The following is an 11,951-nucleotide window of genomic DNA, read 5'->3' on the forward strand; positions in this document are numbered from 1 at the left end:
TGTGACCATTCCGACTGTAAACAGAAGGATCGCGAGGAAGGTGATCATCTAGTACCAGCTTCCCCTGACTGAGCGATAGCCCGAGTAGACGTTGAATCCGGTGCGACCGGCCGAGCGCCACGGATGGTGACGGAAAGATTGCCGGACAGATGGTCGCGGCATTCGCCGCGCTGTTCGCAACGCTCGCCCACCTCGGCCATTGAGCATGCTCGCACCGAATCGCGTGTGCGCACCGGGGAAGCGCCGAACAGCACGCACACCAGGGACAAACATGCTGCCGAAATCGAATGCCGTGTTCAATGCAAAGCTGCGTCCGCTCATCTCGTGATGGCGCCAGCCCCATCCATTGCTCAGGATGCTTGCCGATCCAGCAGCAATAGCGGCAACGCCGCAGATGCCCGCCGTAGCAGCAATGCACGCGACAGCAGCGGCGACCCCAAGAGTCGCCACGCCACGCTTGATCCACTTTCGCCAACCGAACTGGCCGTTGAGGTCGAAGCTGTTGATGGGGTCTTGGGGGTAGGCGTACGCGGTGGTGTTGCCGCCAGCGACGGGGTCGGTGGAGGTGAATTGGCCGGCGGCGGGGTTGTAGAGGCGTGCGCCCATGAGGGCCAGGCCGGTGGTGTCGGTGGCGCGTTGTTTGGCGCCGAGGGCGCCGTAGTGGATGGCGCCGGTGGCCGAGCTGGTGGTGGTGTCCCCGTCGGTGAGGTTGCCGTCGTCGCCGGTGGCGGTGAGGTTGGTGCAGGTGTTGCCGTACTCGTCGAACGCCTGGATGGGGGACGCGAGCAGCGCCACGGAACCGTCGGTGGGGATGGTGAGGGTGGTGATGGTGTCGCCGTGCGGGTCGGCGAGGTCCAGGGTGGCGGTGGTCCCGGTGGTGTTGAACCCGAGGTCACCACCAATGCTGGATCCATACACGCTGACCACAGGCGCGCCCGTGCCGGTGGTCTGGGTGGCGTAGGACGGGTTGTCGGAGCCGTCGCCGAAGTCCATGACCGTGGACACGGTGTCCGCACCAGGCTTGGTGACGGTGGAGGTGCCCCGGCGACCGGCGGGGTCGAGCGTGTACGTCGTGGTGGTCCCACCGGTGGTGGTGGTGTGGGCGGCGTCGGTGTCGTAGTACCCGAGCGTGACGTCACCCGCGGTGACCGGCTGCCCCGTGGCTTCAGCTGACTGTGCTGCGGGGGTGTCCCCCGCGGGCAACGTGGTGACCCGACCCAGTCCGTCGTAGGTGTAGCTGGTGGTGCTACCGGTGTCGGTGGTGGTCGAGGTCGGGTTGCCGTTGTCGTCCGTGCCGGCCACGACCGCGTGCACCGCGGCGTCCCGCGCGATGCGGTCCGCCCCGTCATAGCCCCAGGTCTTGGTGACCGTGGTCGTGGTGTTCGCCGCGACCGTGCAGTCCGTTCCGGTGACCGTGGTCGTGGTCTGGCTCGTGCGGTTCCCGTTGTCGTCGAACCCGTAGGAACGGTCCTGACACGCGCCACCCCGCGCATCGACGACATCCGTCAACCGGCCCGCAGTGTCATACGTGTACCCCAGGGTCCGACCGATCGAGGCGTACCCCGTGGTCCCATCGGTCCCCACGGCGGCGTTCGTGTCGACCCGGGTGGTGCGACCCTGGGAGTCCGAGACCAGGGTCCACGCCAGCATCGCGACACTGGAGCCGTCTGCGGCGGTCCCGTCGTAGGCGAGCGAGGTCTGGCGACCATCACGCGGCGAGTACGCGTTCGTCTGCGTGACACCGCCGGGCAGGGTCTGGGTGACCATGTCCCCCACCGTGTCATACGACGCCCCATACGTGAACGACCTCGCGCCGATCGTGGTGACCTGCTTGATCGTGTTCCCGGCAGCGTCGTAGCTGTAGGTCGTGGAGGACTGGTCGTCTTCACCGCCGAGACCGACCGCGCGCTTCACGCTGAAGGCCGACGCGGCCTCGAGCTGCAGGCCGGAGATGACTGTGTCGGCCACGCTGACGTCGTCGGCGTTGCTGATGCTCGGTGAAGGCGCGGCGCCTCGGCCCTCCGCGCCTTGAGATGAGCAACCAGCCAGTGCGCCGGGGTGTCGCGCCCGTCGACGCGTGGCACGCTGGCGGACCATGAGGATCCTCGTGCTCGGTGGGACCGGCTGGCTCGGCGGTGAGGCGGCCGACCAGGCGGTGGCCGCCGGGCACGACGTGACGTGCGCCGCGCGCGGGAGCGGCGTCGCCGCGGGCGCCCGGCACGCGCGCGTCGACCGGGACGACGACACCGCACTCACCGGGCTCGCGCGCGAGCGCTGGGACGCGGTGGTCGACGTCGCCCGCGACCCCGAGCACGTCCGGCGCGCGGTCCGCGACCTCGGCCCCCGCAGCGACCGGTACCTGCTCGTCTCCACCGCGAGCGTCTACGCGTCCCAGTCCGAGCTCGGCGCCGACGAGGACGCCCCCCGCCTCGACCCGCTCCCCAGCGGCTCCGTGGCACGGCCCGAGGACTACGGCGCCGCCAAGGTCGCGTGCGAGGACGCCGTTCTGGACGCACTCGGCACCCGGTCCGTCGTGGTCCGGCCCGGCCTGATCGGCGGCCCCGGCGACACCACCGGGCGGACGGGGTGGTGGCCGTGGCGCTTCGCCCGGCCCGCGGGGCGTGCAACCGGCGACAACCGTGTGCTCGTGCCCGACGCACCGGACCTGCCGACCGCCGTGCTGGACGTCCGCGACCTCGCCGCGTGGCTCCTGCACCTCCTCGGCGCGGGCACCACGGGCGTCTTCGACGCCGCCGGCCAGACGCTCCCCCTCCCCCAGCACCTCGCGGCCGCCCGCGACGCCGCCCGCGCCGCCGGCGGACCTGCCGCGCACGCCGCGGCCGCACCGCAGGAGTGGCTCACGGAGCACGGCGTCGCTGCCTGGGCAGGTCTCCGTTCGCTCCCCCTCTGGCTGCCGGGCCGGGACCTTTACGGCATGAGCGCTCGCTCGGGCGCGCGGGCGCTCGCGGCCGGGCTCCGGCGTCGTCCCCTCGCGCAGACGCTGCACGACACGCTCGCGTGGGAGCTCGGCCTCCCCGGGCACCCGCACGGCGCGGGTCTCACCGACGCCGACGAGCGCGACCTGCTCGCGGCGCTCGACCGGTGAGGCCGTCAGAGCCGGGCAGCCTCGTCGAACCGGTCCAGCACGACGTCGGCGAGGACGGGCGACGGCGCCAGCGGCGCGGTCACGACGTCGGCGCCGGACGTGGCGAGCTGGTCGTGGAAGAAGCCCGGCGCGAGCAGGTACGACGCGACCACCACGCGCGACGCGCCTGCGGCCCGCGCGGCGGCGACGGCGTCGGGCACCGACGGCGTCGCGATGGAGCCGTACCCGACGCTCACCGGCCCGTCCCACGCCGCGGCGACGTCCCGCGCCACCTGCTCGACGTCGGCGACCGCGCGCCGGTCGCTCGACCCGGCGGCGGCGACGACCACCGCGTCGCCGGGCGCTGCGCCGGCCTCCTCGACACGGGCCAGCAGCAGGTCGACGAGACGCCGGTCCGGCCCGAGCGCGTCGCTCGCGACGGTGTCGGAGCGGTCCGCGACCGCCTCAGCGATGTCGACGTGAACGTGGAACCCGGCCGACAGCAGCAGAGGCACGACGACGACGGGCCAGCCCGCGTCGACCCCGTCGACCACCTCGCCGACCTGGGGGTGCTGCACGTCGACGTACGTCTCGCGGACGTCCAGGGTCGGCCGGGCTGCCCGCACGTCTCCCAGGATGCTGCGGATCGCCTGCTGGCCGGCGAGGTTGGCGGTCCCGTGCGAGCAGCCGACGAGGACGGGGACGGCGGGCGTGGTCACCCGGTCACCCTAGTGCGCGCGAGGCCCGGGACGTCACCGTCCCGGGCCTCGCGAGCGTGCTCTCAGAGGGAGGTGTGCCGGCCGGGGGCCGTGCCGCCGTCGTCCGTGGTGCCGTCGTCCGTGGTGCCGTCGGCACGGTTCTGGAGACCGCGCACCTCCTCGTCGGCCGGGAGATCGTCGGCGACCGGCGGGTCGTCGACCGGCCGGACCTGGTCGTCGACCGGAACGGCGCGGTCGACCACCGGGTTCGCCTGGACCGGCGCCGCGGACGGGGTGTCGGCTGCCGGGACCGCCGGGGAGACCGCGGTCGGGGCGACGGGCTCGGACGCCGCGACGACGGGCGTCGCCTCGGCCCGCGCCGCGGCGCCCGCGGTCGTGCCGGGCACCGACTGATAGCTCTCGCGGACGGGCGGCGCGACCGGCGTCGCGACGGGGGCGACCGCTGCCGGCGCCACGGGGGCGGGGTCCGTCTGCGTCGGGACCTGGTCCGCCGGCACGACGCCGAGGACCGTGACGTCACCGCGGCCGAGCCGCCGGAACGCGATGCCGAACAGGATGAAGAAGAACCCCATCGCGAACACGAACGCGGCCACGCCGAACGCCACCACCGAGGTGAACAGGGAGGCCCGCAGGAAGGACGCATTCATGACGGTGTCGCGTTTGGGGTCGTCCTGGGCGAGCTCCGCGTAGGTCTTGCCGCCCGAGATCTCGAGCGCGTGCTTGTTGATCACCTCGGCCTGGGAGTACGCGGTGAGCGGGTCCTGGACGCGGTGGCCGGCGAGGAAGTCGGCGTCGTCCGACACCGTGATGTTCTCGTCACGGAGCTGCGACGTCACCATCCCGTAGGTCACCGCGCCCGCGGCCATGAAGACGATGCCGACGATGATCGTGAACAAACCGATGCCGCGGACGCCCCGTACGGGCCTCGCGGTGACGCTGCTTGCCATGGCACAACCTCCGGCAGGGACGGAACTGCTCCATTGCCCGCCTGCGTCACAGGCAGGTCATCCTCAGCCCAAAGTATCCCGAACGGGGTGTCGTCGCACGTCAGCGCGCCAGGCGTGTCGGGTCAGCGCGCACCGGCCGAGTAGGCGACGGCGACGCGGTCGCGCACGCCGACGAGCTCGAGCAGGTCGAGCACCACGGTCGGCGGGTCGAGGAGGACCACGTCGCGCCCCTCCTGCTCACCGATGCCGAAGAGCTGGAGCACGAACCCCATGCCGGACGAGTCGACGAACGTCACCGCCGACGCGTCCACGACGATCCCGTCGTGACGTGCCAGCACCTGGGACACCACGGCGCTGGCCTGCGGGCGCAGGCTCGCGTCGATCTCGCCGGAGAGCCGGACCCGCAGCCCGGTCGCCGACTCCGACGCCTCGATGGTCGACGGGGTCGGCGTGGTGCTGGTCATGGTGTGTCTCCTGGTCGGCGTCGGTGAACGAGCGCGCGGGTGCCTGCTCGGGGTCGTGGACCCCCCACATTGTGGTCGCTGCCCCTGACCGACGCGAGCCGGGCACCCTCCTCGCGTCACAGCAGACGACGGGCCGCCGCCCAGCGGGTCAGCTCGTGCCGCGAGGAGAGCTGGAGCTTGCGCAGGACGGCCGACACGTGGGTCTCCACCGTCTTGACGGAGATGAACAGCTTCGACCCGACCTCGCGGTAGGTGTAGCCGCGGGCGATGAGCCGCATGACCTCCTGCTCGCGTGCCGAGAGCCGGTCCATCTCGTCGTCGGCGAGCGCCACGTCGCCCATGCCGGTGCCGAACGCGTCGAGCACGAAGCCCGCGAGCCGGGGCGAGAAGACCGCGTCGCCCGCTGCCACGCGCAGCACCGCGCCGGACAGCTCCGGCCCCGTGATGTTCTTTGTCACGTACCCGCGAGCACCCGCACGGATCACGGCGACGACGTCCTCCGCCGCGTCCGACACCGACAGCGCCAGGAACCGGGTGCCCGGGGCGAGGTCCGCGCAGCGCCGGGCCACCTCGGCGCCCCCACCGCCGAGACCCCCCGGCAGGTGGACGTCCAGCAGCACGACGGCAGGGCGCAGCGCGTGCGCGGACTCGACCGCGCCGTCGACGTCCGCAGCCTCGCCGACCACGTCGACGCGGTCGTCGAGCGACGCCCGCACCCCGGCGCGAAACATGAGGTGGTCGTCCACGAGGAGGACGCTGACGGGCGGCCGCGGGGTGGTCGTGGGCTTCGGGTCGCTCATGGCGTCGCCTCCGTGGTCTGGTTGTGGCTCTCGGACGAGCGTCGAGGCATCTCGAGGCGGACCTCGGTGCCGAACCCGGTGGACGACTCGACGACGGCCGTGCCGCCGCGGCGCTGCACGCGACCGCGGATCGACTCGCGCACGCCGAACCGGTCCGTGGGCACGGCGTCGACGTCGAACCCGTCGCCGCGGTCGCGGACGAACACCTCGACCGCGTCGGCCCGCACCTCGAGGTACACCGAGACGGGCGGGCTGCCGTGCCGGACGGCGTTGAGCAGCGCCTCGCGGGTCGCCCGCAGGAGCGCCCACGCGTCGTCGTCGGGCACGCAGTCTCCCACGACGACCACCTCGACGGGCGTGGCGTGCGCGTCCTCGACCTCGCCGACGAGCTCGCGCAGCGCCTGCGCGAGCGACGTCCCGCTCTCGGCGCGGTCCGTGTAGAGCCACTCGCGCAGCTCGCGCTCCTGCGCGCGGGCGAGGCGCGCGACCTGGTCGGGGTCGGTCGCCGAGGCCCGGATCAGCGCGAGGGTCTGGAGCACGGAGTCGTGCAGGTGCGCCGCGATGTCGGCCCGCTCCGCCTCGCGGGCGCGGGCCGCCCGCTCGTCGCCCAGCGCCCGGACGAGCCGAAGCCACCAGGGCGCGAGGACGACCGCAGCGCCGGCGAGCACCGCGACGGCGGCGACCCACGCGCGCGCCATGTCCGACGCGGACGACGAGCGTCCGACGAGCAGGAGCGCGCCCACGAGGACGAGCAGCAGCCCGCCGCCGAGCCGCAGGAGCCCCGCGGGGGTGCGGCCGCCCGCATGGGAGAGCATGCGTCCGCGCTGGGCCGTGTCGAGCTGCCCCCAGGCGAGCGCCAGCCCTGCCAGGAGGACCAGCAGCGGCAGCACCCACCCGGTCGCGACGTGCGCCCCCGCGCGCTCGGCCACGAGCAGGCCGGCGACGGCCAGGAGCACCAGGCCGGCGAGGACGTCCCGCACCGGCAGCACCGTCCGCTCGGTGTGCAGGCGGCGGGCGAGCCGCGACAGCCCGGCCGGGTGCGCCTCGCGGGCCGCGTCGCCCACGGGCACGGTGATCCACCAGAAGACGTAGAGGACGACGCCGACGCCGCACACGCCCAGCAGGACCATCGCGAGCCGCACGGTGCGCACGGGCAGGTCGAGGTGCGTCGCGACCCCCGCGCACACGCCGCCGAGGCGCCGGCCCTGCTCCGGGCGCAGCAGGGGCGGGCGCACCGGGGGCGCGGACGCGGAAGACATGCGTCGATCGTGGCACGGACGGACGCACCCAGGGTGCTCCCCGGCGCAGGTTCAGGGTGCCGGGCGCGGCCGTTCAGGGTCGGCTCAGGGCGGCACCGCATGGTCGGGGACAGGCGTGACGCACCACGATGGTGACCATGAACGACCCCCACGGAGCCAGCGACCGCACCACCGGTGCCCCGCCCGAGACCCCCCGCCCGGACGCCGCGCGCGGAGACACGCCGCCCGGCACCGGCAGCACCGACGCGTTCTTCGCGTCGATCGAGCGTGCCGGGCTACGACGGTCGGACGACCGGTGGGTCGCCGGCGTCGCCGGGGGCGTCGCGCGCCGGTACGGCATCGACCCGGTCCTCGTGCGCGGCATCTGGCTCGTCGCGTGCCTCGTGGCGGGCGTCGGGCTGGTCGTCTACGCGCTCGCCTGGGCGTTCCTCCCCGACGACCGGGAGGGCACCAGCCTCGTGCAGGACGCCGTCCACGGCCGGTTCCGGGCCGGGCTCGTGGGCGCGATCATCGCCTTCCTCGTCGGGATCAACGGGAACTGGTGGGGCTGGTCGCACGTCCCGACGTTCTTCTCCGTGGTGTTCTGGCTCGGCGCACTCGGGGCGACGGCGGTCCTCGTCGTGGCGCTCGTCGGGTCGTCGCGCCGCCAGCAGGGCGGTGCACCGCGTCCACAGGGGGCTCCGGGCTGGACGGCCCCGGCGCCGGCACTGAGCGCTCCCCCGCCCGCTGCGACGGCGCCCTACCCCACCACGGGGGCCCCCGCCCCGCGCGACACCTGGCCACCCGCCGCGACGAAGACGCCGGTCACCCCGCGACCGCGCCGGCGCGGCGGCGTCCAGGGGATCGTCCTCGGGCTGGTCCTCGTCGCCGGAGCGGTCGTGCTCACCGCCGACCATCGCGGCTCCGTGACCTCGCCGTGGCTCGTGTGGGGCGGCGCGGCGATGGTGCTGCTCGGTCTCGGCATCGCGGTCGCCGGCGTGCTCGACCGGCGCAGCGGCTGGCTGACGACGATCGCGATCGTCCTCGGCGTCACCCTGCTGCCCGCCGCGGCGCTCGACCGGAGCGGCGCGTTCGACGGGGACGTCCGGTCGATCGCCCCGAGCGACCCCGTCGTCGTGAGCGACGTCACCACCGCCGAGCAGGGCTACACATACTCGGTCGGCGACCTGACGCTCGACCTGTCCGAGCTGCCGCTGCCCGCGACGGGCGACGGACCCGTCACCGTCCCCGTGCGGCTCGGGGCGGGCAACACCGTCATCGAGCTGCCGCCGGGCGCCGAGGTCCAGGCGGACGTCGACCTGTGGGCCGGGGACGTCACCTGGGACGTCGGCGGGGACCACCAGGCGCAGACCGGCGTCCACTCGGGCGACCAGCACTACCAGACGTCCGGCGTCGCGGCGGGCGGGACCCCGCAGATCCGGCTCGACGTCACCGTGGCCGCAGGCCAGATCACCATCGAGGAGAAGTGATGAGCACGCTGCCGAACCCGCTTCCCCCCGAGGGCCCCGAGTCGCTCGCCGCGACCCGACCGCTCGACGCCGCCTCGCCGACGCCTCCCTCTGCCCCTGCCTCTGTCCCTGCCCCGGCCCCGGCCCCGGCCGCGACCGAGAAGCCGGCCCTGCCCGAGAAGCCCGTCCCCGCACCACGGCGGACCGTGCGGGTCGGGTCGATCGTCTGGGGGTTCGTCGTCGTGGCGTGCGGCGTGGTGGCGCTGGCGGTCGCGGGAGGCGCGTCGGTCGACGGCGAGGTCCTCACGATCGGGCTGCTCGGCGGAGCGGGCGTCGCGCTCGTCCTCGGCTCGGTGCTGTCCGCCGTCCGGCGCCGGCGGTGAGCGCTCACGCGGCCGTTCCGGGCTCGGTCGCGCATCCCGAGACGCGGGATGCCCGATTCGCCGTAGACGTCCCCGCATCGATGACGAGCGCAACAGAATCGTGACCTCAGGAGTTTGACCCTGCCGAGCACGACGGCCTAGCGTTGCGGACGCCTGCTCGTGTGATCCACGACACAACGTCGTGGTGCGTGGGCGGCAAAGTCCGGGACAACGGCGTCGCGGACTTCCTAACTTCCTCCGCCGGACCCGGAAGCCCGGGTGAGCGCCACCGCGCGCTCGAGCACCTGCGCGGCACCGTCGTCCGCGTTGGTGGCGACGACCTCGTCGGCCGTGGCGCGGACGTGCTCGGCCGCGTTACCCATCGCGAAGGACCGCCCCGCCCACGTGAGCATCGGCAGGTCGTTGGCGGCGTCGCCCAGCGCCCAGACGTCCTCAGCCTCGACCCCGCGGGCGGCGAGCCAGGTCGCGAGCGTCGTCGCCTTGCTGACGTCGGGCCGCGAGACCTCGCCGAGGTCGTCGACGCCCGAGTGGGCCACGGTGGCGAGGTCCTCGAAGGCCACGGCCAGCGCGGCGTGCAGGTCGGGCCGCGGCGTCGTGGTCCGCACGAGCAGCTTGAGGGTCGCGTCATCGAGGACATCCTCGATGCGTTCGGCGGTGGGTGTCCCCGGCGGGACGTCGTGCGGGCCGCGGTAGTGGTCCTCGGTCGCGAACCCGCGGACGCTCTCGACGGCGAGCTGCACCTCGTCCTGCCCGAGGGCGGCACGGGCGCGGCGGGCCAGCTCGGCGACCAGGGGCGCGTCCATGCCGTGCTGCTCGACGACGCGCAGCGACGCCACCTCGACGACCGCAGCGCCGTTGGCGCAGATCGCCGCGCCGTGCCTCGCGACGTAGGGCGCGAGCTCGACGAGCCACCGCGGCGGCCGGGCCGTCACGAAGACGACCTCGACCCCGGCGTCCGCGGCCGCGAGGAGCGCCCGGGCCGTCCGCGGCGACACCCGACCGTCGGGCCCGAGCAGCGTCCCGTCGAGGTCGCTCGCCACGACTCGCGGCGCGGGGAGCGCCGTCGAGCCTACGGCCACCGCGAAACGCCCACGGTGTCGGAGTCGGGGGCTGCCGTGCGGGTCGTGGCGGGTCTGGCGGGAGGCCGCGAGGTACGAGCGGCCGGATGGAAGACCCGCACGGCAGCCCCCGACTCCGACAACACCACCCTCACTCCCACTCGATCGTCGCCGGCGGCTTGCTGGTGACGTCGAGGACGACGCGGTTGACGTCGCGGACCTCGTTGGTGATGCGCGTGGAGATGACCTGGAGGACGTCGTAGGGCAGGCGGGTCCAGTCGGCGGTCATGGCGTCCTCGGACGACACGGGACGCAGCACGATCGGGTGGCCGTAGGTGCGGCCGTCGCCCTGCACGCCCACGGAGCGCACGTCGGCGAGGAGCACGACGGGGCACTGCCAGATGTCGTCGTCGAGACCGGCCCGGGTGAGCTCGTCGCGCGCGATGGCGTCGGCGGCGCGCAGGATCTCGAGGCGCTCCGCGGTGACCTCGCCGATGATGCGGATGCCGAGGCCGGGGCCCGGGAACGGCTGGCGGGCCACGATGACCTCAGGGACGCCGAGCTCGCGCCCGACGGCCCGCACCTCGTCCTTGAACAGGGTGCGCAGCGGCTCGACGAGGTCGAACTGGAGGTCGTCGGGCAGGCCGCCGACGTTGTGGTGCGACTTGATGTTGGCCGCGCCCTCGCCGCCGCCGGACTCGACGACGTCGGGGTACAGGGTGCCCTGGACGAGGTACTTCACCTCACCACCGGACTCGCCGGCGTCCTCGACGACGCGACGCGCCGCGTCCTCGAACGCGCGGATGAACTCGCGGCCGATGATCTTGCGCTTCGTCTCGGGGTCGGTGTGCCCGGCGAGGGCGGTGAGGAACCGCTCCTTCTCGTCGAGGACGACGAGCCGCACGCCGGTCGCGGCGACGAAGTCGCGCTCGACCTGCTCGACCTCGCCCTGGCGCAGCAGCCCGTGGTCGACGAACACGCAGGTGAGCTGGTCGCCCACGGCCTTCTGCACCAGCGCGGCCGCGACGGACGAGTCCACGCCGCCGGACAGGCCGCAGATGACGCGCGCGTCGCCCACCTGGGCGCGGATCGCGTCGACCTGGTCGGCGATGACGTTGCCGGGCGTCCAGTCGGGGGCGAGCCCGGCGCCCTCGTAGAGGAACTTCTCCAGGACGGCCTGGCCGTGCGCGGAGTGCTTGACCTCGGGGTGCCACTGCACGCCGAAGAGACGGCGGGCGCTGTCCTCGAACGCGGCGACGGGCGAGCCCGCGGACGTCGCGAGGACCTCGAAGCCGTCGGGGGCGCGGTGCACGGAGTCGCCGTGGCTCATCCACGTGGTCTGGTTCTCGGGGGTGCCGGCGAGCAGCACGCCGGCCGCGCACACCTCGACCTCGGTACCGCCGTACTCGCGCTGCCCCGTCTGGGCGACGTCGCCGCCGAGCGCCTTCGCCATGGCCTGGAAGCCGTAGCAGATGCCCAGGACGGGCACGCCTGCCTCGAACAGCGCCGGGTCGACGAACGGCGCACCGGCCGCGTAGACCGACGACGGGCCGCCGGACAGGATGATCGCAGCGGGGTCCTTCGCGAGCATCTTCTCCACGGACCACGTGTGCGGCACGATCTCGGAGTAGACCTTCGCCTCACGCACGCGGCGGGCGATGAGCTGGGCGTACTGGGCGCCGAAGTCGACGACGAGCACGGGACGGGCGACGTGTTCGGGCGAGGTGGAGGTCACGGCGGCCATTCTACGGGGGTCTCCCGGTGGCCCAGGAGGCGTCGCACGGACGT

Annotated in this window: 11 protein-coding genes; 3 read left to right on the forward strand and 8 right to left on the reverse strand. The window is 73.8% G+C overall.

What is annotated here, in order from left to right:
* Positions 1 to 48: 48 nt before the first annotated feature.
* Positions 49 to 1,968, reverse strand: coding sequence for an RHS repeat-associated core domain-containing protein (locus CLV34_RS03340; RefSeq protein WP_170044553.1), 1,920 nt, complete (start codon positions 1,966 to 1,968; stop codon positions 49 to 51).
* 127 nt (positions 1,969 to 2,095) lie between these two features.
* Here CLV34_RS03340 and CLV34_RS03345 point away from each other — a divergent pair, with 127 nt between their 5' ends.
* On the forward strand, positions 2,096 to 3,106 hold the full coding sequence (locus CLV34_RS03345) for an NAD-dependent epimerase/dehydratase family protein (protein WP_100348783.1): 1,011 nt from the start codon (positions 2,096 to 2,098) through the stop codon (positions 3,104 to 3,106).
* 5 nt (positions 3,107 to 3,111) lie between these two features.
* Here CLV34_RS03345 and CLV34_RS03350 read toward each other — a convergent pair whose 3' ends face one another.
* The 5 genes from CLV34_RS03350 to CLV34_RS03370 all read right to left on the reverse strand — a co-directional run bounded on the left by CLV34_RS03350 (position 3,112) and on the right by CLV34_RS03370 (position 7,274).
* Positions 3,112 to 3,804, reverse strand: a complete 693-nt coding sequence (locus CLV34_RS03350; RefSeq protein ID WP_100348784.1) for a sirohydrochlorin chelatase — start codon at positions 3,802 to 3,804, stop codon at positions 3,112 to 3,114.
* A gap of 62 nt (positions 3,805 to 3,866) precedes the next feature.
* A complete protein-coding gene (locus tag CLV34_RS16670; protein WP_211289333.1) occupies positions 3,867 to 4,751 on the reverse strand; it encodes a hypothetical protein in 885 nt (294 codons plus the stop codon).
* A gap of 122 nt (positions 4,752 to 4,873) precedes the next feature.
* Positions 4,874 to 5,215: an STAS domain-containing protein gene (locus CLV34_RS03360; protein ID WP_100348785.1), complete on the reverse strand. Its 342-nt coding sequence runs from the start codon at positions 5,213 to 5,215 to the stop codon at positions 4,874 to 4,876.
* A 116-nt stretch (positions 5,216 to 5,331) separates the two neighbouring features.
* On the reverse strand, positions 5,332 to 6,015 hold the full coding sequence (locus CLV34_RS03365) for a LuxR C-terminal-related transcriptional regulator (protein WP_100348786.1): 684 nt from the start codon (positions 6,013 to 6,015) through the stop codon (positions 5,332 to 5,334).
* On the reverse strand, positions 6,012 to 7,274 hold the full coding sequence (locus CLV34_RS03370; RefSeq protein WP_100348787.1) for an ATP-binding protein: 1,263 nt from the start codon (positions 7,272 to 7,274) through the stop codon (positions 6,012 to 6,014). The genes CLV34_RS03365 and CLV34_RS03370 overlap by 4 nt, the downstream gene beginning before the upstream one ends.
* A gap of 137 nt (positions 7,275 to 7,411) precedes the next feature.
* On the opposite strand from CLV34_RS03370, the gene CLV34_RS03375 reads away from it, so the two are divergent.
* Both CLV34_RS03375 and CLV34_RS03380 read left to right on the forward strand, forming a co-directional pair.
* The gene (locus CLV34_RS03375) at positions 7,412 to 8,743 is read left to right on the forward strand and encodes a PspC domain-containing protein (RefSeq protein ID WP_170044555.1); all 1,332 of its coding nucleotides are present in this window, start codon (positions 7,412 to 7,414) and stop codon (positions 8,741 to 8,743) included.
* Positions 8,743 to 9,105 carry a hypothetical protein gene (locus CLV34_RS03380; protein ID WP_100348789.1) on the forward strand — a complete coding sequence of 121 codons (363 nt, stop codon included), beginning with the start codon at positions 8,743 to 8,745 and terminating at the stop codon, positions 9,103 to 9,105. The genes CLV34_RS03375 and CLV34_RS03380 overlap by 1 nt, the downstream gene beginning before the upstream one ends.
* A 227-nt stretch (positions 9,106 to 9,332) precedes the next feature.
* Here CLV34_RS03380 and CLV34_RS03385 read toward each other — a convergent pair whose 3' ends face one another.
* Entirely contained in the window at positions 9,333 to 10,184 is an 852-nt protein-coding gene (locus CLV34_RS03385) for an HAD family hydrolase (RefSeq protein ID WP_245858946.1), read from the reverse strand.
* A 130-nt stretch (positions 10,185 to 10,314) separates the two neighbouring features.
* A complete protein-coding gene (gene guaA / locus CLV34_RS03390; RefSeq protein ID WP_100348791.1) occupies positions 10,315 to 11,907 on the reverse strand; it encodes a glutamine-hydrolyzing GMP synthase in 1,593 nt (530 codons plus the stop codon).
* Positions 11,908 to 11,951 lie beyond the last annotated feature (44 nt).

Source organism: Luteimicrobium subarcticum, assembly GCF_002798015.1.
In the GTDB taxonomy this organism is placed as follows: Bacteria; Actinomycetota; Actinomycetes; order Actinomycetales; family Cellulomonadaceae; genus Luteimicrobium; species Luteimicrobium subarcticum.